This is a genomic window from Leifsonia sp. Root4 (assembly GCF_001425085.1).
Taxonomy (GTDB): domain Bacteria; phylum Actinomycetota; class Actinomycetes; order Actinomycetales; family Microbacteriaceae; genus Microterricola.
Genome location: NZ_LMDN01000001.1, coordinates 1,309,695 through 1,334,876 on the forward strand (window position 1 = coordinate 1,309,695; position 25,182 = coordinate 1,334,876).

The 25,182-nt window shown below is 69.1% G+C and carries 21 protein-coding genes; 4 read left to right on the plus strand and 17 right to left on the minus strand.

The features are described 5' to 3' along the window. Window positions 1-79: 79 nt before the first annotated feature. The 11 genes from ASC66_RS05920 to ASC66_RS05970 all read right to left on the minus strand — a co-directional run bounded on the left by ASC66_RS05920 (window position 80) and on the right by ASC66_RS05970 (window position 12,498). Window positions 80-1,591, minus strand: a complete 1,512-nt coding sequence (locus tag ASC66_RS05920; protein WP_055835865.1) for an aldehyde dehydrogenase (NADP(+)) — start codon at window positions 1,589-1,591, stop codon at window positions 80-82. 13 nt (window positions 1,592-1,604) lie between these two features. Beyond that, complete coding sequence (locus ASC66_RS05925; RefSeq protein ID WP_055835868.1) at window positions 1,605-2,792, minus strand: fumarylacetoacetate hydrolase family protein; 1,188 nt, start codon at window positions 2,790-2,792, stop codon at window positions 1,605-1,607. A gap of 78 nt (window positions 2,793-2,870) precedes the next feature. Then, window positions 2,871-3,653 carry an enoyl-CoA hydratase/isomerase family protein gene (locus tag ASC66_RS05930; protein ID WP_055835871.1) on the minus strand — a complete coding sequence of 261 codons (783 nt, stop codon included), beginning with the start codon at window positions 3,651-3,653 and terminating at the stop codon, window positions 2,871-2,873. After that, entirely contained in the window at window positions 3,650-4,816 is a 1,167-nt protein-coding gene (locus ASC66_RS05935) for a type 2 periplasmic-binding domain-containing protein (protein ID WP_055835875.1), read from the minus strand. The genes ASC66_RS05930 and ASC66_RS05935 overlap by 4 nt, the downstream gene beginning before the upstream one ends. After that, the gene (locus ASC66_RS05940) at window positions 4,816-6,072 is read right to left on the minus strand and encodes a CaiB/BaiF CoA transferase family protein (RefSeq protein ID WP_055835877.1); all 1,257 of its coding nucleotides are present in this window, start codon (window positions 6,070-6,072) and stop codon (window positions 4,816-4,818) included. Before ASC66_RS05940 ends, ASC66_RS05935 begins: the two co-directional genes overlap by 1 nt. Next, window positions 6,069-7,175, minus strand: a complete 1,107-nt coding sequence (locus ASC66_RS05945; RefSeq protein ID WP_055835880.1) for a Gfo/Idh/MocA family protein — start codon at window positions 7,173-7,175, stop codon at window positions 6,069-6,071. The genes ASC66_RS05940 and ASC66_RS05945 overlap by 4 nt, the downstream gene beginning before the upstream one ends. Then, entirely contained in the window at window positions 7,172-8,137 is a 966-nt protein-coding gene (locus tag ASC66_RS05950; RefSeq protein ID WP_055835883.1) for an MBL fold metallo-hydrolase, read from the minus strand. The genes ASC66_RS05945 and ASC66_RS05950 overlap by 4 nt, the downstream gene beginning before the upstream one ends. A gap of 4 nt (window positions 8,138-8,141) precedes the next feature. After that, on the minus strand, window positions 8,142-9,293 hold the full coding sequence (locus ASC66_RS05955) for a mandelate racemase/muconate lactonizing enzyme family protein (RefSeq protein ID WP_055835886.1): 1,152 nt from the start codon (window positions 9,291-9,293) through the stop codon (window positions 8,142-8,144). Beyond that, the gene (locus tag ASC66_RS05960) at window positions 9,290-10,192 is read right to left on the minus strand and encodes a carbohydrate ABC transporter permease (protein WP_055835888.1); all 903 of its coding nucleotides are present in this window, start codon (window positions 10,190-10,192) and stop codon (window positions 9,290-9,292) included. The genes ASC66_RS05955 and ASC66_RS05960 overlap by 4 nt, the downstream gene beginning before the upstream one ends. Then, window positions 10,185-11,129, minus strand: a complete 945-nt coding sequence (locus ASC66_RS05965; protein ID WP_055835891.1) for a carbohydrate ABC transporter permease — start codon at window positions 11,127-11,129, stop codon at window positions 10,185-10,187. Before ASC66_RS05965 ends, ASC66_RS05960 begins: the two co-directional genes overlap by 8 nt. A gap of 1 nt (window position 11,130) precedes the next feature. Continuing rightward, on the minus strand, window positions 11,131-12,498 hold the full coding sequence (locus ASC66_RS05970; protein WP_055835894.1) for an ABC transporter substrate-binding protein: 1,368 nt from the start codon (window positions 12,496-12,498) through the stop codon (window positions 11,131-11,133). A gap of 134 nt (window positions 12,499-12,632) precedes the next feature. Here ASC66_RS05970 and ASC66_RS05975 point away from each other — a divergent pair, with 134 nt between their 5' ends. Then, window positions 12,633-13,397: a FadR/GntR family transcriptional regulator gene (locus tag ASC66_RS05975; protein ID WP_055836466.1), complete on the plus strand. Its 765-nt coding sequence runs from the start codon at window positions 12,633-12,635 to the stop codon at window positions 13,395-13,397. Between the two features lie 14 nt (window positions 13,398-13,411). Here the strand turns inward: ASC66_RS05975 and ASC66_RS05980 are convergent, their stop codons facing one another. The 3 genes from ASC66_RS05980 to ASC66_RS05990 form a co-directional block, all read right to left on the minus strand. Further along, window positions 13,412-14,425: a serine hydrolase domain-containing protein gene (locus tag ASC66_RS05980; RefSeq protein WP_055835897.1), complete on the minus strand. Its 1,014-nt coding sequence runs from the start codon at window positions 14,423-14,425 to the stop codon at window positions 13,412-13,414. Between the two features lie 19 nt (window positions 14,426-14,444). Next, window positions 14,445-15,281, minus strand: a complete 837-nt coding sequence (locus ASC66_RS05985; RefSeq protein ID WP_055835899.1) for an SDR family oxidoreductase — start codon at window positions 15,279-15,281, stop codon at window positions 14,445-14,447. A gap of 143 nt (window positions 15,282-15,424) precedes the next feature. Further along, window positions 15,425-15,703 (minus strand): DUF4190 domain-containing protein, encoded by a 279-nt coding sequence (locus ASC66_RS05990; RefSeq protein ID WP_055835902.1) that lies wholly within the window; start codon window positions 15,701-15,703, stop codon window positions 15,425-15,427. Window positions 15,704-15,992: 289 nt separating this feature from the next. Here ASC66_RS05990 and ASC66_RS05995 point away from each other — a divergent pair, with 289 nt between their 5' ends. Further along, window positions 15,993-17,297, plus strand: coding sequence for a methyltransferase (locus ASC66_RS05995; RefSeq protein WP_082492043.1), 1,305 nt, complete (start codon window positions 15,993-15,995; stop codon window positions 17,295-17,297). Between the two features lie 110 nt (window positions 17,298-17,407). Here the strand turns inward: ASC66_RS05995 and ASC66_RS06000 are convergent, their stop codons facing one another. The 3 genes from ASC66_RS06000 to ASC66_RS06010 form a co-directional block, all read right to left on the minus strand. Next, on the minus strand, window positions 17,408-18,229 hold the full coding sequence (locus tag ASC66_RS06000) for a DNA alkylation repair protein (RefSeq protein ID WP_200944741.1): 822 nt from the start codon (window positions 18,227-18,229) through the stop codon (window positions 17,408-17,410). A gap of 130 nt (window positions 18,230-18,359) precedes the next feature. Continuing rightward, window positions 18,360-18,908, minus strand: coding sequence for a hypothetical protein (locus ASC66_RS06005; protein WP_055835905.1), 549 nt, complete (start codon window positions 18,906-18,908; stop codon window positions 18,360-18,362). Between the two features lie 256 nt (window positions 18,909-19,164). Beyond that, window positions 19,165-19,788, minus strand: a complete 624-nt coding sequence (locus ASC66_RS06010; RefSeq protein ID WP_055835906.1) for a LysE family transporter — start codon at window positions 19,786-19,788, stop codon at window positions 19,165-19,167. A gap of 152 nt (window positions 19,789-19,940) precedes the next feature. On the opposite strand from ASC66_RS06010, the gene ASC66_RS06015 reads away from it, so the two are divergent. Further along, window positions 19,941-23,471, plus strand: coding sequence for a DEAD/DEAH box helicase (locus tag ASC66_RS06015; protein ID WP_055835910.1), 3,531 nt, complete (start codon window positions 19,941-19,943; stop codon window positions 23,469-23,471). 193 nt (window positions 23,472-23,664) lie between these two features. Next, window positions 23,665-25,113: a DUF6421 family protein gene (locus tag ASC66_RS06020; RefSeq protein ID WP_055835913.1), complete on the plus strand. Its 1,449-nt coding sequence runs from the start codon at window positions 23,665-23,667 to the stop codon at window positions 25,111-25,113. Window positions 25,114-25,182: the final 69 nt, after the last annotated feature.

Here is a 25,182-nt window from a genome sequence, read left to right on the forward strand (position 1 = left end):
GTGCTCGGCGCCGAGTAGACGGCCCAACAGCCGGCGCCGCGCAGCCCGCGCAGCCCGCGCCGAGCACGACATGGTCTGATTAGGCGAGCACCAGCCTGCCGTCGATGCGCCGCGGAATCGTTGCGCCATCCGGCAGCTCGTCGCGGAGTTCAGCCGGGAGGAGCGCGGCGGGCGCGTCCTGGAACGCCAGCGGACGCAAGAAGCGGCGGATGGCGCTCACCCCCACCGAGGTGTGCTGCGAATTGGTCGCCGGCCACGGTCCGCCGTGGTGCTGTGCCCACGACACCCGGACACCGGTCGGGAAGCCGTCGAAGACGATTCGTCCGACGCGGGGGGTGAGATCCGAGACGAGTGCCGCGACGGCATCCGTCTCGTCCTGCTCGCTGTGAATGGTCGCCGTGAGCGAGCCGGGCACCGCGTCGAGGGCGGCGATGACCTGCTCGTCTCCCGAGTATCTGGCGATGACGACGAGCGGCCCGAACGCCTCCTCGGTGATGTCGGTCGTCACGTCTGCCGCATCGACCGAGATCACCGTCGGGGCGGCCGTGAAGCCCACGGCGCCCGCTTCACCCGTGGCGAGAACGGTCGCGCTCTGCACGCCGGCGAGCCGCAGGCGGATCTCCTCGAAACTGCTCGCGATGCGCTCGTTGAGCAGCACGTGGCTTGCGGCATCCCTCGCCGTGTCGACGAGGCGGGCGACCAGTGCGTCGCCCGCTGCGCCCTGCGGCACGAACGCGATGCCCGGTTTCGTGCAGAACTGGCCGCCGCCGAGCGTGAACGAGCCGAACAAGCCATCGGCGACCTCGTCGCCGCGGCGCCCTGCGGCACCCGGCGTGACGATGAACGGGTTGAGGCTCGAGAGCTCGCCGTAGAACGGGATCGGCATCGGCCTGGACTCGATGATGGCGAGCAGCGCCTGACCACCGCCGAGTGAGCCGGTGAAGCCGACCGCCGTGATCAGCGGATGCGCGACGAGGGTGCGCCCGGCCTCGGTGCCGAAGACGATGCCGAGCACGCCGGCCGGTGCGCCGTACGCGGACGCCGCAGCCGAGAGCACGGAGAACGACAGCGCAGACGTCTCCAGATGAGAGGAGTGCGCCTTCAGCACGACGGTGTTGCCGCCGGCGAGCGCCGACGCCGTGTCGCCGCCGGCCACGGAGAAGGCGAACGGGAAGTTGCTGGATCCGAAGACCGCGACAGGCCCGATCGGCACGAGGAGGCGGCGAAGGTCGGGGGCCGGACCGAGATCCGTCTGGCCGGCGTGGTCGATCGTCGCCTCGAGGTAGCCGCCGTCGCGGAGGGCTTCGGCGAACAGACGGAACTGAAAGGCGCTCCGTCCGATCTCGCCGCCGAGGCGGCCCGTGCCGAGTCCGGTCTCCCGGTCGGCGATCGCGACGAGCTCGGCCCTGTTCGCCTCGAGCGCGTCGGCGAGCGCATCGAGGAGGCCTGCCCGCCAGAGCCGGCCACGACCGGCCAGCCGGCCGAAGGCAGCCTGCGCGGCCTGCACGATCGCATCCGCCTCCGTCGTGCTCGTCGCCTCGATCTCGGTCGGGGTCTTCGCGCCGGTGCGCGGGTCTGTGCTGCTCAGCATGATGTCTCCAGGGTCAGCGCAGCAGGCCGCGCGCGATCAGTGAACGGTAGAGGTCGTCGATTCCGAAGACCCACGGTGCGGCGCTCTCGGCAGAGCGCACGCGGTTGACGAGCGTTCCGAGCCGTGGCTCGGCGATCCGCACGATGTCGCCGTCGTAGTGGGTGAAGCCGCGGCCGACCACGTCGCGATCCTCGACCGGGGCGAACATGGTGCCGAGGTAGAGCACGAAGCCGTCGGGATACTGGTGGTGGGCCCCGACGACCTGGCCGACGAGGTCGACCGGGTCGCGGCTGATCTGGGACAACTCGCTGCTGCCGTCGAGCCGGTAGCCGTCTTCGCCGTCGATGGAGAGGCGCACGACGGAGGCCCGCAGGGCGTCGAGGTCATAGCCTTCGTCGAAGAATCTGATGAAGGGGCCAAGGGCGGCCGATGCGTTGTTGTCCTTCGCCTTCCCGAGCAGAAGCGCACTGCGTCCCTCGATGTCGCGGAGATTCACGTCGTTTCCGAGACTCGCCCCGACGATGCGCCCGTCCGAGCTGACCACGAGCACGATCTCGGGCTCCGGATTGTTCCACTCCGACTGTGCGAGCACCCCGACGTCGACGCAGGACCCCACGGTCGAGAGCACCGGCGCCTTGGTGAAGACCTCGGCATCCGGGCCGATGCCCACCTCAAGGTACTGGCTCCACCAGCCGCGTTCGATCAGAAAGGCCTTGAGCGCCGCCGCCTCGGTGGAGCCGGGACGCAGCTCGGTGAGCGAGCCACCGATCGTGTCGAGGATCTCAGCGCGGATCTGCACCGCGGCGTCCTGGTCGCCGCGCGCGCGTTCCTCGATGACGCGTTCGAGCATCGAGATCGGGAACGTCACGCCTGCCGCCTTTACGACCTGCAGGTCGATGGGCGAGAGCAGCCAGGGCCGGCTCTGGTCCCGTGACTCCGGCGGCGTGTTCGCCACCAGTTCGTCGAGGCTTCCGAGTACGTCTCCGGATGCCGCGGCGAGCGCGGCCGCCGGGTCTGCGGTCTCGGTCAGCGCCCGCATCGTCGGGAACGTCGAGGTCACGTCGACGACGCCGTCCTCGCGGATCGCAACGACGCTCGGGCCGCCGGCCGCCGGGACCCAGGCCCGGCCCGCGAGGGTTCCGGCATAGCCGTCGGCGGGGAGGAGGGCGGCGGCCTCACGGGGCCAGTCGGTTGTCGTCATGGTGTTCCTTCTCGATGTCGTGGTGGCCGGCGCGCTGAGGTCGGTCGCAGGCTGGTGGCTGGCGTGGTGCCGGGCGGCCTAGCGGCGGTGGAAGACGCCCAGCCGCTTCTCGGCGAAGGCGGCGCGCCCCTCGTCGGCGTCGGAGGTGGCGAAGGTGATGGTCTGCAGGTCGCGCTCGTAGCGCAGCGCCTCCTCCTGCGTCATGTTCACCGCCGCACGGAGGTTGGCCTTCGCCGTCTCGGCCGCGATGGGCGGGCGGGAGGCGATGACGGCGGCGAGTTCCTGGGCACGCCGCAGCAACCGACCGGGCTCAACCACCTCGCTGACGAGGCCCCAGCGCAGCGCGGTGTCGGCGTCGATCGGGTCGCCCGTCATCAGCATGAGCGCGGCGTTCGAGGCCCCGATGGAGTGCGAGAGGAACGTCGCCATGCCCCCTCCCCCGATCCAACCCAGCTTGATCTCGGGGGCGGCGAAGCTCGCGGTGGTCGAGCTGAGTCGGATGTCGCAGCTCAGCGCCGTCTCGAGACCGCCTCCGAAGGCGTAGCCGTTGACCGCCGCGATCACCGGCTTGCGCCCGGCTCGGATCGCGTCGCAGTAGTCGGTGCGGTTGCGGAAGTCCCACGGCGTCGCATATGTGTCGAGGCTACGGATGTCGGAGCCGGCGCAGAAGGCGCGCTCCCCGTCGCCGGTGAGAACGATGGCACGGATCGAGTCGGAGCCGTTCGCCCATTCGATGACCTGGACCAGCGCATCGGACATCTCCTGGGTCACGGAGTTGAGCTTGGCCGGGCGGGCGAGGGTGACCGTCGCGACGTGGCCATCGACTTCCAGTCGGATGTCGCTGCTGGACGGGGTGATCATGATGCTGGCCTTTCGCGAGTGGCGTGCGGGGTGGCTGGTGCCGCGGCATCCGCGAGCGCGTCGAGGAGTGCATCGACCCTGGCGAGCGCCTCGTCGAAGCCGCGCCCAGTGAGCATGGCCCGGCCAAGGATGGCCGATGCCTCGGCCTGGAACGGGACGTACCCGGCGACCCGCGGCCGCACCCAGGAGGCATCGATTGTGCGTCGGGTGCCGCGGTAGAAGTCGTTGGCGCCGGCATTGACGGCGTCATCGTCCCATGCGCTCGCGAGGCTGGGCTGTCCGGCGTTGTCCGGGATGAACCCTGCCTGCGTCGTCGGCGCAAGGAGTGAGGCCAGGTGTGCGACGAGCGCGGCGTCCGGCTCGCTGCGGCGGGTGATGGCGATGCCCGTGCCGCCGATGGTCGAGCCGATCCGGCCGCCGGGCTCCGCCGACGGCGCGTCGGTGAAGCGCAGTCCACCCTGGCCCGTTGCCGCCGTGACGTAGCCGTAGACGAGCGGGATGTAGGCGATGTCGCGCTCGCTGCGCATCCGGTCCAACAGCCCGATCGGGTTCAGCTCGGCGGTTCCGGCCGGCACCCGCGATGCGATATCGGCCAGGATGTCGAGCGCGCGGCGGCCCGTTTCGCGTGCGAGCAGACCGTTGCCCGGTATTGTGCGCGGCTCATCCCCGAGTGCGACCGCGAGCGAGCAGAAGCTCAGGAAGGCGTGCGGCCCGGCGAGGCTGAGCGCGACGGGCTGCTCGCGGGACAGCGCGGCGACGTCCTGCCAGGTGTGGGGAACGCGTTCCAGCTCCGGCAGGTGGACGGCGACCTGCGTTGCGGCATCGAGCGGCAGCGCGTACGGCCGGCCGTGCGCGAGGTACGAGCGATAGCTCGGACCGACGCAGCCGTCCGCGAGGGAGCTCAGCAGTTCGGCGTCGAACACGGTGTCCAGCGGCCGCAGCGCATCGGCCGCCAATGCGTCGCCCAGATGCGGGTGGTCGAGCACGATCACGTCATAGCGGGCGGCGAGTTCGTCGATGGGGCTCGATTCGAAGCCTTCGAGCGGATGCACATCCCACTCGATCAGCTGTTCTCCGTCTGCGTCCCGAGCCTGCGCGGCCGCGGCCTCGAGCGCGTTCCTGCCGCGGGGGTGGTCCCAGGTGAGACCGCGGTAGCGAGCCATCAGGCCGAGGCTGGGACGAGGTCGGGCACGTCGGTGCCTACGGCATCCGCCCCGGCACCGGTCGCCACCGCAGCACCGCTGGAAAGCAGCGCGGCGATCTGTTCCGGCGTGAAGCCGGCTTCGGCGAGCACCTCGCGCGTGTGCTCTCCGGTGCGCGGTGCGCCGCGGTAGAGCTGCGCCGGCGTCTTCGAGAAGCGGTACGGGAAGCCCGGGGTCTTCACAAGGCCCTCCGTCGGGTGTTCGTACTCGATGAACGTGCCGTTGTGGGCGATCTGCGGGTCGTCGACGAGCTCCTGGTAGCCGAGCACAGGGCCGATCCAGATGCCGGCGGCACCCAGCGTGTCGATCCAGTGCTGTGCCGGCTTCTCACGCAGTTTCGCCGCGGTGCGCGCGTGAATCTCGTCGCGGCGCGTCCAGCCCTCCACCTCGCTGTTCCAGCCGTCGAACGCAGGCTCATCGATCAACTGCCCGAGCACGTGCAGATCGGCGAACGCGAGCGCAACGAAGCCGTCGCTCGTCGCGAACACCCCGTAGGGTGCTCGAATGTAGACGTGGGCGTGCGGCTCGGCCGAGCGTTCCTGGGTCTTCTTGCCGACGGTGAACACCGAGAGTTCCTGCATCTGCAGGGTCGTCAGCGCATCGAGCATGTTCACGGTCACGAGCTGGCCCTCCCCGGTGCGCTCCCGGTGCAACAGCGCGGCGAGCACGCCCTCGAAGGCGGTGGACGCGGTGACCGCGTCGGCGAGGTATTGCCCCGCCGGCGATGGCTCGTCTCCGTGGCGTCCAGCGGAGAGCATCGCTCCGGACATCGCCTGCAGCAAAAGGTCCTGGCCCGGGCGGTCCCGGTACGGGCCGTCTTCCCCGTAGCCGGAGATCGAGACGTAGACGATCGACGGGTTGATCGCGCGCAGCGACTCATAGTCGACGCCGAGGCGGGCGGCGACGCCCGGCCGGTAGTTCTGCAGGAACACGTCCGCTCCGCTCACCAGTGCGGCGAGCGCCTCTTTCCCGTCGGCGCTCTTGAGGTCGAGCGCGACCGAGCGCTTGTTGCGGTTCAGCGAGAGGAACGAGACGTTGATCTCGTTGCCGGCCGCCCCGCCCGCCGCCGCGTGCCGCTGCCACTCGCCCGTCGTCGGCTCGACCTTGATCACATCGGCGCCCAGGTCGCCGAGGCGCTGCGCCGCGAAGGGCCCGGCCATCGCGATCGAGCAGTCGATGATGCGGTAGCCCGCCAGGATTGCGGTCGGCGCGGTCATGTCGTCGTCTCCTCGATGTCGTGCTCGGTGTCGTGCTCAGTTTCTGGGTCGCCGTGTACGGCGATCTCGGCGCCGCCGGCCGCGGCGCTTCGCAGCATCGCGTCGATCAGCTCGACCGATTTGGCCGCGACCTCGGCGTCAGAGTTGTTCTCCGTGCTCGCTCCGGTGATGAGGTCGATGAAACGGTTGGGCGGCACGATGCACTCGTAGGCGCCTGCCCCGGACGGGATGTCGAGATCCCACCTCGTACCGTCGTAGCGGTGCAGCGACATCCGCTCACGTTCGGTGTCGAGCAGCAGAACGCCCTCGCTGCCGAAGATGCGGATGTCCACCTGGTACGGGTCGCCGTCCGGGAGCGTTGCAGCGCCGGACAGCGAGCCGATGGCACCGCCGTCGAAGCTGATCACCGCGGCGTTGAACAGGTCCACGGCCGCTCCGGCTGTCGAGACCTTGGCCATCACGGATGCCGCGCGCAGCTCCGTCAGCCAGAACAAGAGCGCGCTGGAATGCGTCACCTGACCGTGCGCGTAGCCGCCACCATGGGCCGGCGACTGCCAGGTCGATGGCGCCGGACCGCTTGTCTTCGAATCCCAGAGGCTCCGGATGTGGTTCGTGTCGCCCGCGAACAGCCCGCGGGTCGGCGAGGCCATATGGCAGAGCACGTGTTGGATCTCGCCGAGGTGCCCGGCGGCGACGAGGCGCTGGGCCTCGACGGTGAACGGCTTGTAGTTCCAGCCGTACGGCGCCAGAAAGTGCACGCCGCTGGCGCGCACACGCTCCGCGAGGTCCCAGCCCTGCGTCGCATTCAGGGTGACCGGCTTCTCGACGAGCACGTGGATTCCGCGGTCGATCGCGGCAGCAGCCTGTGCGTAGTGCAGGTCGTGCGGCGTCGAGATGACGATCGCGTCGGGGCCGGAATCGAGCAACGTCTCGTAGTCGTCCGTTGCCATGCCGAAGCCGAACTGCTCGCGCACGGCGGGGAGCTCGGCCCCGATGCCGCACACGCCGACGAGCTCGACGTCATCGCGGCCGGCGAAGATGGGGAAGTGGTTGCTGGTTGCCCACCAGCCGGCACCGACGGCGCCGAGTCTCACCCGGCTCATCGCGCGCTCAGCAGCGACCAGCGCCGGCGCGTTCCGTCGAGTTCCGAGCCGACGAGACCGCGGCGCTCCATCCGCTCCAGGTTGCCGGTGACGGGGAAGATCGCGTAGTCGAGGGCGGCCGCGCCCCACGGGCCCAGCTCCTCCCCGGCGGCGCGCACCAGCTCGAGCGTGGTCAGCGAAGCCCCCGCCGCGGCCAGCCGACTGGTGATGACGGCGTCGACGAGTTCGGTGTACGCCTCGCTCTCGTCGAGGAATGCGCCTGCGCGCTCGCCCTCGTACACCGGGTAGTGCGCGGTGAGCACGAGATCGGCATCGAGCGCACGCAGTTGCGCGATCGACTCGAGGTAGGGGTCGACGTCGCGATAGGTCGGCGGGAAGGCCGGCCGACCGTCGGCGGTCGGCACCGTTGTGCCCAGCGTCGAGTCGCCGATCACGACGGCGCGATTCACCGGATCGTGGACCGCGACGTGACCGGGGCTGTGCCCGGGCACGTGCAGCACGGTGACCGTGCGGTCACCGAGATCGATCTGTTCCCCGCCGTGCACGACGCGGTCGACGGGCACGAGGTCGGAGACCGAGCGGAGGTACTCGGTCGTCTCGGCCGGGTCGTCGAATCCGTCGCTGCCGCGGAACTCGCCATAGCGCTCGTCGATCAGGCGCTGCACGTCTTCCGTGAGCGAGCGGTCGAGGGCGTGCGCGAGGAGCTCGACACCGGGGATCGCCGCCTTCAGCGCGCCGTTGCCACCGGTGTGGTCGAAGTCGCAGTGCGTGTTGAGCGCCCAGCGCAGGCTCGAGCGATCGATTCCGTGCTCGTCGAGGTATGGCAGCAGCGTCTCGGTGACGGATTCGCGGATGCCGGTGTCGATGAGCAGCGCGCCGGCGGGGCCGACGAGCAGGTGCAGTGCGACGAATCGTTCGCCGAGGGGCGCCTCGATGCGATGGAGTCCTGGACGGATCTGCATGGTCTCAGCGCTCCACCCCGTCGAGCACCAGTCGGAGCCCGGCGCGCGGCGGTCGCACGTGCGGGCCGGCCGGATCTGACCAGTCGGCCAGGCTCGCGGCCGCGGCGATGGCCTGGGCGTCGATCTCGATGCCGGCCCCCGGGGCCTCGCTCAACACGATGCCGCCGTCGACGTATTCGTGATCGACCGTGATCCCCGTCGCGAATTGCAGGCCCTGCACCTCCGTCGTGAGGTGGTTCGGGATCGCCGTCATGGCATGGGCGACCGCCGGGTTGGCGTTGTAGCCGACGAGGCTCACCGGCAGATCGTGCGAGGAGGCGACTGCGGCGAGGCGCAGCATGTGCGTCACGCCCCACACGGCGCCGGCCTGCGCAACGTCGGGGGCGCCAGCGGCGAAGAGCGGGCGGAACTGCTCGACCCCGGTCAGGTTCTCACCCGTTGCCACGGCTGTGCGCACGGCGTTGCTCAATCGGGCGTGCCCGAGGGCATCCCAGCGGCGCAGCGGTTCCTCCACCCAGAGGAGGTCGATCTGCTCTTCGAGTTCACCGATGTAGCGAACGGCCTGCTTGACCTGCCACGACTCGTTGGCGTCGAGCATCAACCCGGGCTTGGAGGTGTTGCGGCGGAAGACACCGTCGATGATGCGCAGGCGCCGGAGGTCGGCGTCAGGGTCGAAGCCGCCCTTGAGCTTGCCCGCAACATAGCCGCGGTCAGCGAACTCTGAGTAGAAGGACTCGAGTTGCCCGTCGTCGAGTGCGATGTCGAGCCCGGAGGCGTACGCGGGCACGAAGCGGTCGCGGCCACCGAGCAGGCGCCACAGCGGCTCACCCGCTGCCTTCGCCTTGATGTCCCAGAGCGCGGCGTCGATCGTCGCGATGCCGCCGTATGTCGCCCCGGAGTGACCGGACTTGAAGACCTGCGCGAGCATCCGGTCGAACAGGGCAGCGACGGACCGCGGATCTTCACCATCGATGGCGGGGAAGAGACGGTCGATGTCGGCGTGAGATCCCATGCCGACGCCGGTGATGCCCTCGTCGGTGTCGATGAGCAGGATCGGCACGTCGGTGACCGCATCCGTGATGTGCCCGTTGATGTCGCCGACGGCGCGGTGCCATTCGTGTCGGCTCGACAGCGTGCGGTATCCGGTGATTCTCATTCCTTCGTACCTCCGGCGGTCATGCCCTCGACCAGGAATCGTTGGGCGAAGAGAAAAATGATGAGGATCGGTGCGACAGAGAGCAGCGTCGCCAGCGCGAGCGTCGGCAGCTGGATGACGATGCTCGACGCGGTCGTCGGGTTGAACGCCGGCACGTTGGCGAGCAGGTTGGACAGACCGACCTGCACCGGGATCTTCTGCCCGCCGACCACGAGGAACGGCAGGAAGTAGTTGTTCCAGCTGGCCACGAAGCTGAAGAAGCCGACCAGGGCGATGACGGGCGTGGCCAAGGGCATCGCGATCTTGCCGAACACCCGCAACTCGCCGGCCCCGTCGATGCGCGCGGCATTCAGCAGGTCGCGTGAGATCGCCGTGGAGAAGTAGATGTAGGTCAGGTAGACGCCGAAGGGGAAGAACGAGAACGGCAGGATGACGGCCAGCGGGCTGCCGATGAGGCGTACGGCGCTCAGCTCGAGGAAGATCGGCAACACCAGCGCGGTGTTCGGGATGAGCATCACGATCAGCGTGGTGACGAGCAGCAGCCGGCGCCCCTTGAACTCGATCAGGGCGAGCGCGTAGCCGGCGGGGACGCTCACGATCAGGGTGATGATCAGCGCGGTCACCGAGTAGAAGACCGAGTTGCCGATCCACGTGGCGAACACCCCGCTTCCGAAGGCGAACAGCTCGTTCCAGTTGGCGACGAGCTGATCGATCGAGCCGAAGCTGAACGGGCCCTCGAGGAGCAGCTGGTTGTTGCTCTTGGTCGGAGCGAGGATCAGCCAGATGATCGGCACGATGAAGAATGCGATGAAGCTGAGCAGGACGATCGCCACGAGCGCTCGCCCGATCCACTGCCCTGGAGTCACGGCGCGGCGGCGGCGCAGAGTTGCGTCAGTCATGGTCGAAGAGCCTTCCGCGGAAGATGAAGATGGTCGACAGGCCGAGGGCGACGACGAGCAGGATGATCGAGATCGCGGCCGAGCCGGAGAAGTCGCCCTGCCGGAAGGCGTAGAGGTACGCCAGCTGGTTCAGCGAGTAGTCCTCCGGCACGACGTTCTTGGTGGCCTGGGCGAGGATCTTCGGCTCGACGAAGAGCTGGGTGCCCGCCGCCAGCGACATGATGCCCATGTAGCTGATCCACTTCTTGAGCATCGGCAGCTGGATGTGCCACGCGGTCTGCACCGCGCCGGCCCCGTCGATGCGGGCGGCCTCCATGATGTCGGCGCTGATGTTGTTCAATGCGCCATACATGATGACGATCCAGCTGCCGGCACCGGCCCAGAAGGCGATGACGGTGAAGACGACCGGAAGGTTGCCGACGGCGACGACGTTGATGAGCGACTCGAAGCCCATGGCCTTGAGCAGGCCGGACACGGGGCTCACCGTCGGGTCGAGCACGAACAGCCAGAGCAGCACACTGGATGCACCGGCGATCGCGCCGGGGATGTAGAAGAGGAACCTGGCGGTGTTGCCGAGCCAGCGCACGCGAACGTGGTGCACGACCAGCGCCAGGATCACCACGAAGACGATGAGGCTGACGAGCCAGTAGATCACGTAGAGCGCCACATGGGCGACGGCAGGCAGGAAGCGGTAGTCGCCGAAGACGCGGACGAAGTTGTCGAATCCGACGAAGGCGCCGTTGCGCGTGAAGGCGAGGTAGATGGCGTACAACGTCGGGATCAATCCGAAGGCCAGCAGCAACAGGGTGTAGCCGCTGACGAAGAAGTATCCGAACCGTGCCTGCTCCCCGTTGACCCGGGAGGAGCGCCGGGCCGCCGGCCGACGTCGCACTGTTGGTGCGGCGTCGGCCGGAGCCGGAGGAGCGGTGAGCGTCATGTTACTTGACCGTGTACCCGTTCACTGTTGCCTCGTTCTGGAGTTCCTTCTGCCATGCGGGGAGGAGCGATTCGACCGTTTCGCCCGCCGCGATGCCGGGGATGACGATCTTCGCCCAGGCACTCTCCGGGCTCCAGCTGGTGACGTTCCAGCCGTCCCAGATCTGGGTGGCGGCGTCGGTCATGACCGTCGTGAAGTCTTCGTTGACGAAGTACTTCGCCTCTGCCTGCTTGTCGAGCCACTTCGTCGCCGCGCTCGTGTACGCCGGGTATCCGGATGACGCGGCCACCTGGAACTCGTCCGCGCTGGTGACGAACTCGAGGAACGTCTTCACCGCGTCAAGGTTCTTCGAGTGGCTCGATGCGTACCACTGGCCGCCGCCGACGTTGCCGGCTTCGACCTCTCCGCCCTCCCACTTGAGCGCGGGTGCGACACCGATCTGACCGGCCGGGGTTGCGAGGCCGCCCTGGAAGATGGCGCCGGTGTACCAGACGGGTCCGGGGACGCCGACCAGCTTGTCCTTGTACTTCGCCGCGAACTCAGCGCTGAAGAAGCTGTCCTGCACGAGCGTGCCGTTCGCGAGCATCTTGTCGATGATCGCCGAGATCCCCGTCGCATTGGCGTCGGCGGTGTCGGAGTGGAAGACGCTCGGCTCCGGCGACTGGAACACGGGCGACTCGCTGCCGCCGTAGTAGACGTAGGTCATGAAGCTGTCACCCATGCTGCCGAGGATGTAGCCGGGGTGCTCGGCGGCGAGCTTGTCGCCGAGGGCGCCGTACTCTTCCCACGTGGTCGGCACGGCGTAGCCGAACTGGTCGAGCAGGGACTGGTCGTAGTAGAAGACGGTCTGCGCGAGGTCGTTGCGCAGCGCGTAGGTGGTGCCGTCGATGGTGGCGTAGTCGAGCGAACCCTCGGCGAAGCCATCGAGGAAGCTCTGCTCGAGCAGCCCCTTGTTCAACGGCGCCGCGAAGCCCTGCTCACCGTTCGCGGTCTGCTTCGAGGCCCAGATCGCATCGTTCTGCTGGGTCGAGAAGACCACATCGGGCCAGCCCTCCCCCGCCTGGTCCATCAGTGTGATCTTGCTCTGGAACGAGCCGCTGCCGCCGGCGTTGCCGTCGTACGTCTCGTACTTGATCTTGATGTCGGGGTACTTCTCCTCGAACGCCGTGACAGCCGGCTCGCGGGACGCGTCGACCCAGACGGTGATCTCGCTGTCTGCGACCTGCTCCGCCGCCGTGAAGCCGTACTGGGTGTCGCCACCGCCAGACGCGCTCGGCGCACAGCCGCTGAGGAGCAGGGCCGCGGATGCCGCGGTCGCTACGGAGAAGAGCCACGCAGTTCGGCGGCGGGAGGACGATTGCTGTGACATTTCGCACCTTTTCAAGTCGGCGTCTCTGACGACAAAAGCACCCCAGCGGGGCCGAGAGTTATTACATCATACATGTTACCTTTGATGCAAATAGCTTGCTGATCGCCGACAGTGAAGTGGATAAGGTTGTGCTCATGCGCGTTGACAGATCAACACTCGGAGAGCGAGATGCGGCCGTCGCGCCCGCCGCCCGACGAGCCCTGTCGCCCCGATTCGGAGTCACCGTCGTCTCAGAGCTCGTTGATGCGATCGTGCGCGGCGCGATTCCCGCTGGGTCCACCCTCCCACCTGAGGCCGCGCTCTGTGAGCAGTTCGGTGTGAGTCGCACCGTCATCCGCGAGTCGGTCAAACGCCTCGAGGAGAAGGGGCTGGTCGTCGTCGCCCAGGGGCGCGGAACGCTCGTGCTGCCCACGGCCTCGTGGAACATGATCGATGAGACCGTGTTGTCTGCGCTCGTCGCCAACGACGAGACGCTGGGCGTCCTGGACGACCTCAGCCACGTGCGCGCGACGCTGGAGGGTCTCATCGCCCGTGATGCGGCACGTTCAGGCGACCGCGAGCTGATCGAGCAGCTCCGCGATGCCCTCGAGCTGATGCGCGACACGATCGGTGACGAGCCGGCGTTCAACGACGCCGATGTCGTGTTTCACGCCGTCGTCGGCGAGATGACCGACAACCGCCTGGCCGACAACATCGTCAAGACGCTCTTCCACCAGGCCCGCGTCAGTGCGCGCTTCGTCAGGCACAGCGAGCTCGACATCACGCTCCACGAGCATGAGCGGGTTTTCGCGGCGATCGAGTCCGGCGATGCGGATGCCGCAGAGGCCGCGATGCGTTCACACATCCTCGATGCATGGGAGCGGCGACGCCCGCCGGCTCCCCACCGGCGTCTCAGCTAGCGGCCGGGGCAGCCTCAGCCGCCGAGGCGCTCGTCGAGCTCGCGGATGACGTCCCACGCGCCCTCTTCCGCGTTGCTCAGAACGACGACGTCGATGCCCTCTTCGAGGTAGTGGCGCAGGATGCCGCTGGCGCCGGCACTGATGCCGTCCTTGAAGTAGGAGCGAACGCTGCCGTCGTCGTTCATGTCGAATTCGAGGCCGAGACCGTATGAGGTCTCTTCGTCGTGCTCGATCTGCGGGGTGAAGAACTCGCTCGTGTACTCCGGGTTCAGCAGCACGCCGGTGCGGAGCGCCTGGAGGAAGCGCAGCAGATCCTCGGCGGTCGAGTGCGCGCCGGTGTCCGGTCCACCGATCGGCGGGGCCTTGTAGATGTTGGCTTCCCAGCTGCCGTCCTCGGCCTGGTCCCAGCCCTCCGCGACGTTCGGGGTGGCGTCGCGCTTGTCGAAGAAGCCGCTGCTCGTCATGCCGGCCGCGGCGAAGACGTCGCGCTCGATGTATGCACGGTAGCTGAGCCCGGTCACCGACTCGAGGGCGAGACCGGCCAGAACGTAGCCGGCGTTGATGTAGTGGCTCTCGACGCCCGGCGCCTCGAGCGGCGCCTTGTCGGCGAAGAAGGGCAGCAGATCGCGCGTTTCGACGATGGAGTAGTTCGGGGTGTCGATGTAGAGCTCGGCGTAGTCCTCGCCGGCGGCCTCGTCGGCGTCATCCGCGAGCCCGCTGGTGTGGGTGAGCAGGTGCAGCAGGGTGACGTCGCGGCCGATCGTGGTGCCGTCGAGGTCGACGTAGTCGTGGATGGAGGCTTCGAGGTCGAGCTTGCCGGCCACAACCTGCTGCAGCACGGCGACGCTCGTGAAGAGCTTGGTGATGGCGGAGGTGTCGAAGCGCGTGTCGAGGCTGTTCGGCACGCCCCAGCGCTGCGTTGCGAGCCCGCCGGCCGCCTCGAAGAGCGTCTGATCGCCGCGGCGCACGAGCACGACGCCCGAGAATTCGATGTCGGCGAGAAACTCGTTCAGTGCTGTCGTATCCACCGGACGAGTCTACGGCGAGCTACTGCCTGCCGCTGAAGCCCGCCATCGAGCGGTAGACGCCGAAGACCTCGGCGACGGCATCCCATGCCCGCACGGGCAGCACGCCGCGAAGCGCCCTGGACAGCCCGACCGACCACGGCAGCAGCAGCTGCGGCTTGCCGGCGAGCATCGCGCGCCAAACCCGGTCGACGACGTACTCCGGCGTCAGGATCGGGGTGAGGAGCGGCCCGCGGGCCCCCTCGAACATGCCGGTGGAGATGTAGCTGGGGCACACCGTGGTGACCCGCACGTTGCCGTGATCCTCGCGCTCGAGTTCGAGCCGCAGCGAGTCGCTCCAGCCGATCAGCGCAGCCTTCGACGCGGCGTACACACTCATCCGCGGGTTCGAGAGCGTTCCGGCGGCCGAGGCGATGTTGACGATGCGCGCGGCGCGGTAGCCGTCGGCCATCATGCCGGGCAGGAATTCGCGGGTCACGTACATCGGTGCCAGCGTGTTGACCTGGATCGTCGGGCGTGTGTCTTCGCCGTTATCGCTCTGCCAGAAGAACTGGTTGCCGCGCACGATGCCGGCGTTGTTGATGAGGATGTCGGGGTTGCCCACCTCGGTGCGCACGCGCTGCGCGGTCTGGGCGATGGCCCCGAGGTCGGCCAGGTCGATCACGTAGGAGTGGATTCTGGTGCGCCCCTGTGAGGCGTCGCCGAGCTCTTTGACCGCGCGGGCGAGCGCCGCGGCATCCCTGTCCCAGAGCACAACGGATGCCGCCCCCTCGGCCACCGCGCGCTCGGCGTAGAGGCGCCCCATGCCGCTGGCGGCTCCGGTGATGAGTACGCGGGCACCACGAACAGTTCGGGACATGGCCTCATTCTCGCATCACAGTGTGAGGCTTCGATCCAGCCGTGCGCGGACGCCAGGCCGCCCGGCGAGGTGCCCGCATACGCGGAAAGCCCCCGCCGGCGTGGGCGGGGGCTCTGCGTTTGGGCGAGCGGTGCAGAGCGGCGTCAGCTGACTGCGACCTCGCCCGATGCGGCCAGCACGAAGAACGGGATGAGGATCAGCACGAACAGGACGATGGAGACGAAGCCGATGATGACCGCGGCGATCGCGAAGCCGCGCCCGCGCTGCCCGTTCTTCTTCGCCTGGCTGAGGCCGATGAAGCCGAGCACGATGGCGATCACGTTGAAGCCGATGAGGGAGAGCACGAAGGCGACAATCGAGAGCACGTTGGTGCTCTGCGGGTCGACGGCGTTGGGTGCGGGGGTTGCGGTGGGCGTGGTCATGACCGTGTCCTTTGGCGTGAGGCGCGCAGCTGCGCACGTGGGGCGCGATTGTCCCGCCGTCCGGCGAGGCCTCCCCAGACTGGCAAGCGCGGGCATCCCCGTCACTCCCCCATTCGGGGGCGCCGCGCCCCGCATCGGCCGGCGATTCTGTGGCCCAGCGGATGCCGCGGCTCCCAGCCCGAGCTGGGATACTCGAGTTTCAGCCCGGGGCGTTTCGCGCTCCACGGTTCCCGCCGCGCACGAGCGGCGGAGCCGACTCTGCAGCGTGTCGTGTCACAGATCGGCCACCATGCCCAGCACCCAGCCCCCGCCCGCCGACAAGCGGCAGGCGGCAGCTCCCCTCTCGCCTCCGGCTGCGGCGCCCTCATCGGTGCCCGCATCCGTACCCGCATCCGTGCCCGCTCCACTCCCCGCGACGGTGCGCTGGAGCGAGGGCGGCGCCGAGCGCCAGGCGCGCTGGCGTTCGGAGGGCGGCTGGCCCGCTCCGGATAACGTCGTCATCGCCGACGAGAAGCTCGCGGCCGACGAGGCATTCCGGCTGGTGGGCAACGGCACCGCGCTGCTCTGGCGCGGAGACTTCCAGGCGGCACGCCAACTGCTCAGCGCGCTCGGAACCCGCATCGACAAGCGAAACCGGCGCGCGCCCCGCGACCTCGCCCTGGCGTTCCGGCAGCACCGCGAGCAGAGCTTTCACCGGGCCCGGCTGCTCAGTCTGTTGCTCGTTCCGCTGGATGCCGGTTACGTCGTGCCGCTCCGCCGGGCGCCCCAGGTGGTGGACGCCTGCACCGAGGCATATGGTGCAGCGGCTTCTGGCACGGCCTCCGCAGCGGTGCCCGGCGGCTCGCTGGTCGCCCTGCGCGAACTGCTCGGCGTGATCGGTGCGCACGAGTGGCGCCGCCGGGGCGTCGACGTGCCGGAGCTCGATCTGCACGTCTCCGGCGAGCCCGTGCGCCCCGGCCACATCCACCCGCACTACGGCGTGTTCTCGCCGGTGCGCGGCGAATACCTCGAGCTCGTCGCGACGGCGCCCCTTCCGGCCGATGCGGCCGAGATCGGCCGTGCCGTCGACGTGGGAACGGGAACCGGCGTCATCGCCGCGATTCTGGCGCACCGCGGCATCCAGAGCGTCACGGCGACCGATCTCGACGCGCGCGCCATCGCCTGTGCCCGCGAGAACATCGCGCGGCTCGGCTTCTCGAAGCAGGTCGAGGTGGTCGAGGCAGACCTCTTCGCACCCGGCCAGGCCGATCTCATCGTCTGCAACCCGCCGTGGGTTCCTGCCGAGGCGCGAATCCCGAGCGACTACGCGGTGTACGACCCGGACAGCCGGATGCTGCGCGGCTTCCTCGGCGGCCTGCGCGCGCACCTCAACCCGGGCGGCGAGGGCTGGCTGATCATCTCGGACCTCGCCGAACGCCTCGGGCTGCGCTCGCGCGGCGAGCTGCTCGACCTCATCGAGGACTCCGGCCTGCGCGTGATCGAGCGGCACGACACCCGCCCGACTCACGCGCGCAGCGCCGACGCGAGCGACCCGCTGCACGCGGCCCGCGCCCGCGAGATCACGTCGCTCTGGCGGCTCGCCGCGAGCGCCTAGCCCGCTCCACTCGCTCCGACTGCGTGGCGAGTTGGCGCACATGGCCCCTTGAGCGCCGCGCATGGGGCCATGTGCGCCATCTCGTGGCCAAGCCGGCGGGGTGGCGGGCCTCAGCGGAGCGCGCGGTAGTGCGCCCGCAGCCCGGGGTCGAGGTGCTCGGTGGCGTAGCTGAGCTCGGTGCGCGGCATCCTGGCCGCGTGCTCGTCGAGGAATGCGATGAGCAGCGCCCGGTCGACCCGCTTGCCGAGCTCGCGCAGCATCCAGCCGACCGCCTTCTGCATGAGGTCGTGCTCGTCGTCGCGCAGCACGGCCGCCAACTCGAGCGCGGTCGAGGCGTCACCCCGGTTGATGAAGCCCTGGGTCGTGATCATCGCGACGCGGCGCTCCCAGAGCACCGGGCTCGCGGCCAGCTCGAACAGCACATCGCGCGGTCGGTCGAACAGCCAAGCACCCAGGATGCCGGGGGCAGAGCTGTCGACGATGTCCCAGTTGTTGACGCGCCCACGCCGCACCGCGGCGAGGTACCAGCCGGCGATCGCCGCCCGCCGCGCCTGGTCGAACCCGCGTGGGGTGCTCGCCGCCTCGAACTGCTTCGTTGCGATGATGACGCCGGTCAGGCGATGCTCGTGCACCTCGCTGTCGAGCAGCACATCGAGCTCGGCGAGCGGCAGCCCGGCGAAGGAGCGTGCGATCGTGCGCTGCTGCGGCACCGTCACACCGATGAACACGTCGCCGGCCCCGTACTGGCCCGGCGCGGTCTTGAAGAATCCCTGGCTGGAGCGGCCGCGTGCCGGGTCGGCGACCGCGGCGAGCGCCGCCTGCACTGCGGCCGCCGAGAGTGCGGCGGCGGATGACGCATCGGTCGAGTGTGCGCCGCCATGCGGCATCCGCCCGCCGGTCGTCGGGCCCGCGCTGGCGGATTCGGCTGTCATAGCGAGCACTCTACGCCGCGCCTCGTCAGGAATTCCGGCAGCTCGTCTGCGCGCGGCTGGCCCGCCCCGGCGGCGGCGCATGGCAGCCCGTCCTCGCCGAGCTGCCGGAATTACGAGCGGGAGTGCACGGCTACGCCAGTGAGTGCAGCCACGATTCGGTGCGTTCCCCTGGCGCCTCGCCGCCATCTCCGTGCGCCAGCACCGTCGCCGGCACGCTGCCGCGACAGGGGAACGCCAGCAGGTCGCCGACGGCAACGTCACCGGGCAGTCCGTGCCCAAGCGGCCAGGCGCGGGCACCGTCCACGAGCATCGCCGCCGCAACCTTGGCGGTCGACGCGCGCCCGATGAGTCGGGTCTCGGTGAGCACCGCATCGGCGCGGTCGACGCGTGCGTCCACCGCGAGACGCAGCACGCCCGTCGGCGTGCTGCTGATCGCCTCGACGCGCATCACCGCGGCAGTCGCCCGCAGCGTCGGTGACGGCCACCCGTCGCTGCCGGGGATGACGGCCGCCGCCGAGTGGGTGCACGGAGTGCCGAACAGGTCAACGACCCGCAGGAGCGAAACACCCGCCACGATCACATCGCTTGTCGTCGCACGGGTGAGCTCCGGCCAACGGTCGAGCGCGATGGGGTCGGGGATGCTGCGGCGGAGCGTCGGCAGCAGTGCGGTGAGTGTCATTTGCTCGACCGTTCGGCGGCGCGCACGAGCAAGCCAGCGCGGCCGACATCGGCGAAGCGGCTCACGGCCGCGAAGGGGCGCAGCGCAGAGAGGGTAAACGAGAGCGAAAACCAGCCAGTGTGCGGGTGTCGGTTCGAGAACATGACTCCGGTCTACGCCGCCACGCGGGGCCACCGAGGTGTCCTCACGGAAACTCTGCGGATCCGCGGCCTGTTCTCACGCTTCGCTGACGTCGCGACGCCCTGGATCCCGTCGGTCAGTGGATGACGGCGAGCAGCACGCCGACGAGCACGAACAGCACACCGAACACCCGGTTCAGCACCCGCTGCCCCTTCGCGTCGCGGGTGAAACGCTGGAAGGAGCGCGCGGTTCCGGCGAAGAAGAACCACATCACCAGGATGTCGATGACGATCACTGTGGCGGCCACGATCAGGTATTGCGGCAGCAGCGGCTGGTCGAGTCGAATGAACTGCGGCAGGAAGGCGAGGAAGAACACGATCGCCTTCGGGTTGAGCAGGTTCACCCAGAGGCCGCGGCGGAACATCGACCACGCCGGTTCGTTGCGGAGCGCGGCGACGCTCTCCTCATCGACGGCCGGCTTGGCCAGGAATTGCCGGATGCCGAGGTAGACGAGGTACGCGGCGCCGGCGTAGCGGATGACGTTGAACGCGACCGGTGAGCTGGCCACGAGAACACCGACGCCGAGCGCGACGATGACGATGTGCACGACGAGCGCGGCCTGCTGCCCGAGGATCCCCCAGATCGAGCGACGGAAGCCCGAGTTCAGAGAGTTGCTCATCGTGTTGATCGCGCCCGCGCCGGGCGTGAAGCTGATCAAGGTGCCCGCGCCGAGCAGGGCCAACCACAGAGAGAACTGCACCGGCCAAGCTTAAGCGCCAGGGCTCCTCCGGTGACGCCCGGGCAGCGGGCACGGTGGGCTCAGGTGACCGGCCCTGAGGATGCCGCGGCCCGCGGCCCCCGCCGGAGCTGCGACACTAGAAGGTCTCACTTCTTCGACCGCACGGACACCTCATGGCCCACTCCCTCACCGATCTGCAGATCGCGCGCCTCGTCGGGGCGCAGGCGTTCTCCCGCGGCGAGAACTTCGCCGAGCACGGGCACGTCGGCCGCATCACTTGGGCGGCCTCCGGCACGCGCGTGTTCGCCACGATCGCGGGCAGCGCCCGCAACAGCTACGTCGCCAGCGTCTCGTTCCACCGCGCGGCATCCGGAGAACTCGTGAACCCGGTCGGCTCGTGCACCTGCCCGATCGGCAGCAACTGCAAGCACGTCGCGGCGCTGCTCATCGCCAGCCGCGCGGGCAAGCGGGGCGAGGAGGGCGCTCAGGCGCCGGGCGCGGATGCCGAGGCACCCGTTCCCCCCGCCGACGGCGCCGGCCCAGCCGGCCCCGCCGCGAGCTCGGCGCGGAGCTGGCAGAAGGCCCTGGCACCCCTCACCGCGAACGGCAGGCAGCTCGAGACCGGGTCCCCGCTCGCGCTCCAGTTCGAGCTCCGTGCGCCGGAGCGCAACTGGCGCGCCCCGGCCGACCCGCTCGCGCCGCCGCGGCTCGGCGTGCGCCCGATGACGCTCGGCACGAGCGGCCGCTGGATCAAGGGCAACCTCAGTTGGCAGAACCTCGGCTACTCCACAGGGGTCAATCTGGCCCAGCGCGCCATCCTCATTCGCATCCACGACGAATGCTCGCGCGGCACCGCGCAGCAATACTCCGCCGGCGAGTGGCTGCACCTGGAGGCCTTCCCGTCGGCCGCGCTGTGGAGCCAGCTGCAGCAGGCGGGCGCCGCCGGCATCGCTCTGATCGGCTCGGGCAAGAAGCAGGGCCCTGTCGCTCTCTCGGGCGAGCAGGCGGAGCTCTCGCTCGACATCACCCGCGACGATGCCGGGCTCACCATGACCCCCTCCTTCTCGCTCGGCGAGCGCCCGCTCGATGCGCGCGCACTGATTCTGCTGGGCAACCCCGCGCACGGCATCGCCAGTTGGGTCGATGAGGCATCGAGCAAGCACAGCTCTGCGGCATCCGCGCCGTCGACCGAGGCCACGCTCACGCTGGCCCGGCTCTCCGCGCCGATCGGCCCGGCCCTGCGCGAGCTGGCCGCAGCCGGAACCGCGCTCGTCGTGCCGCAGAGCGATGAGAAGCAGTTCCTCGCCGAGTATTACCCGCACCTGCGCGCTCAGCTCAGCCTGAGCAGCAGCGACGGCTCCTTCGAGCTCGCCGCCGTGCCGGAACCGCACCTCGTGCTGAGCGTCACCAGCCTTCCCGAGGCGCGCATCCAGCTCGGCTGGCACTGGCGCTACCTGACCCGCGACGCGGATGCCGACGCGCCCGCGGCGGCATCCGCAGCGGCATCCGCAGCGGCCTCCGCAGCGCCAGAGCACAACGTCGCCTTCGTGCGCACGCTCCACCCCGGCGCGGGCCAGCCCGGTGCAGGCGGCTACCGCAACGCCGTGCGCGAGCAGGAGATCCTCGGCGCCCTGCGCCCGGTGCTCGACCGCTTCCCCGCCCTCGTCGAGGCCGCCCCTCCCGGCTGGTCGGGCGCGGCCGACACGGTGCATGGCACGCCTCCGCTCGGTGGGGCGGCCGGATCGACCCGACTGGCCGAGAGCTCGACGCTGGCCGGCTCGGCGATGCTCGACTTCCTTGCGACCGCCGTGCCGGCGCTCGAGGCGGGCGCCGATCTCTCCGTGCTCTTCAGCGAGGCCCTGCCGGAGTATCGCGAGGCGGCCGAGCCGCCGCTGATCACCCTGGCCACCCACGAGCGGCCGGATGACCGCGACTGGTTCGACCTCGCGGTCGAGGTCACCGTCGACGGCGAGACGATCCCGTTCGACGACCTCTTCCGGTCCCTCGCCGCGGGACAGGATGTCATGATCCTGCAGAACGGCATCTGGTTCAGCCTCGACCGACCGGAGCTGCAGCAGCTGCGCACGCTGATCGCCGAGGCCCGCAGCCTGCAGGAACCGCATGCCCACGGGCTCGGCATCAGCCGTTTCCAGACCGAGCTCTGGCAGGAGCTCGTCGAGCTCGGAGTCGTCGGCGAGCAGGCAGAGGCCTGGCGGGAGACCGTCGCCGGGCTCGCGTCCGGCGCGGCCATCACGGCCAGGGCGCTGCCGGAGACCGTGCACGCCCAGCTCCGCCCGTACCAGCAGCAGGGCTTCGAGTGGCTGAGCTTCCTGCACGACGCCGGGCTCGGCGGCGTGCTGGCCGACGACATGGGGCTCGGCAAGACGCTGCAGGTGATCGCGCTGATCGCCGAGGCTCGGCGCGGCGACGAGGCCGGCGATGCTGATGCCGGCGCCGCGGCATCCGCCCCGCCCTTCCTCGTGATCGCGCCGACCAGCGTCGTGCCCAACTGGGCGGCCGAGTGCGCCCGCTTCGCGCCGAGCCTCAAGGTCGTCGCCATCACCGAGACCTCGTCCAAGCGCTCCGGGGCACTCGCCGCGGCGATCGCCGACGCGGATGTCGTGATCAGCTCCTACACGCTGTTCCGGCTCGACTTCGAGGAGTACGACCGGCAGCGGTGGTCCGGGCTGCTGCTGGACGAGGCGCAGTTCGTGAAGAACCACCAGTCCCGCGCGCACCAGTGCGCCAGGCGGCTGCGCGTCCCGTTCAAGCTCGCGATCACCGGAACTCCGCTCGAGAACAACCTGATGGAGCTCTGGTCGCTGTTCTCGATCACGGCGCCCGGGCTGTTCCCGAGCCCGAGCACATTCGGCGAGTACTACCAGCGAGCGATTGAGCGAGACGGCGACGAGGAGCGCCTGGCGCAGCTGCGCCGCCGCATCCGCCCGTTCATGCTGCGCCGCACCAAGGACGAGGTCGCCACCGATCTGCCCGAGAAGCAGGAGCAGGTGCTCGAGCTGGAACTGCACCCGAAGCACCGCAAGGTCTACGAGACCCACCTGCAGCGCGAGCGGCAGAAGGTGCTCGGCCTGATCGAAGACATGAACACGAACCGGTTCGAGATCTTCCGGTCGCTGACCATGCTCCGCCAGCTCAGCCTCGACGCCAGCCTCTACGACGAGAAGTACTCCGATGTGCCGTCGACCAAGCTCGACGCGCTGCTCGAGATGCTCGACGACACCGTGGCCGAGGGCCACCGCACGCTGATCTTCAGCCAGTTCACCGGCTACCTGGCGAAGGCCAGGGCGCGCCTGGACGCCGCGGGCATCGCGTACTCGTACCTCGACGGCTCGACGCGCAACCGCGGGAAGACGATCGCCGAGTTCAAGGACGGCACGAACCCCGTCTTCCTGATCAGCCTGAAGGCGGGTGGCTTCGGTCTCAACCTCACCGAGGCCGACTACGTGATCCTGCTTGACCCGTGGTGGAACCCGGCGACCGAGGCGCAGGCCGTCGACCGCACCCATCGCATCGGCCAGACCAAGAACGTGATGGTCTACCGCCTCGTCTCCAAGGACACGATCGAGGAGAAGGTGATGGCGATGAAGGCCACGAAGGCGAAGCTCTTTGACAGCGTGATGACCGAGGGCGCCGCGCCCGGCGCGAAGCTGAGCGCCGCCGACATCCGCGAGCTGCTGGAGTAACGCCCACTGCACACCCGTCTCGCGCGCTCGTCTCGCGCGCGAACCGCGGCGACGACGCAGCTTCGTTGCGCATGCCCGCATGAAAACGCAGCAGCCTTCTCATTACGCTGAGGAGCACGCCATATCGGCGCACACGCTGCCGCCTGCCGGCCTTCTTGGCACGCGGCGCTCTTCACGAGGACGGGAGGTTCCCATGTCGAATTACATTGCACAAGCACTGGTCGGTGAGCCCGAGGTCGTCGAAGATGTGACGAACCCAGACGCCGTGAGCTCCGTCACCGCGGCGTCGATCACGCTCGCCGCCGACGTCGAGAACAGCCCGGCGTGGGCGCGCCTCAAGCAGGCCGCGGTCGCACTGCAGGCGGTGCAGGCGCAGGACGGCTCGGTTCCGGATGAGGTCGAGCATGCGGCATCCGCGGAGAACGTTGCCGCCATCGTCGCAGCCGTGCGCGAACTCGCCCCGCTCTTCCCGCACGACGCCGCGTACCTGAACGCTCTCGTCACCGACTTCGAGCGTTGGAGCGCTGGCGGCTTCGCCGTGCCCGACTTCTACGACTCGCTGATGGCGTTCCAGCCGCAGCAGCACCGCGTCGACGGCCTGCGCCACCTCGTCGTGTTCCCCATGTACACGCAGAACGGCAGCTCGAACCGCTACGTCGAGGCCGTGCTGGTCGAGGTCATCTGGCCCGAGTTCATCGGCGAGCTGGAGGCCGGCGACTACGGCAACAAGCTCTTCGTGCCGCTGCGCTTCGTCGACTTCACCCCCGGCTACGACACGAACTCCGCCGTGCTGTTCCCCGAGACGGTCGCGATGCGCGAGATCCCGACGTTCACGTGGGGCGCGATCTTCCAGGACCGTGAGGCGGCCCGTTACCGCCGCGTTGTGCGTGCCGCATCCGAGATCACCAAGCTCGAACTGCCCGCCGATGCCGCATCGCTCCTCGACGACCAGAAGCTGGCCGAAGAGACCTTCGTGATGTGGGATCTGATCCACGACCGCACCCACATGCGCGGGGATCTGCCGTTCGACCCGTTCATGATCAAGCAGCGCATGCCGTTCTTCCTCTACTCACTCGAGGAGCTGCGCTGCGACCTGACCGCGTTCCGCGAGTCGGTGGCGATCGAGCGCGACGAGAACGCGAGCCCCGATGCCCGCACTCACGCCAAGCTCGTGCAGTACGCGGTGATTTTCGACCGCATCTTCCGCTTCGCGATCACCGGCAGCCGGGTGCGCAACTACGACGGCCTCGGCGGCCAGCTGCTGTTCGCGTGGATGCACCAGCACCACGTGCTGCACTGGACAGACACCCAGCTCGCCTTCGACTGGGATGCCGTGCCGGACGTCGTGATCGCCCTCGGCGCACAGATCGACGAGCTCTACTGGAAGTCGATCGATCGCCCGAAGAAGGCGCACTGGCTCGCCGCCTACGACATGATCGCCGAGACGCTGACGCCCAACCCGGCATCCGTCTGGGCGCGCGGTCTCCCGGATGACGTGCTCGCCGGCGCCCCGAAGGGCTACACGGATCTCGTGCTCGACGACGAGTTCCCACTGTCGATGTTCTTTGAGGCACTCGACAAGAAGATGAAGCCCGTGATCGAGTCGACCATCGGCATCACCGCCACAACTCCCGACGCCTAGCAGCCGGGGCCCGGGCCCCGCACCCGGGAAACAAGGACAAAGTGCGATTGCAAGGACTGTTTCACGAGA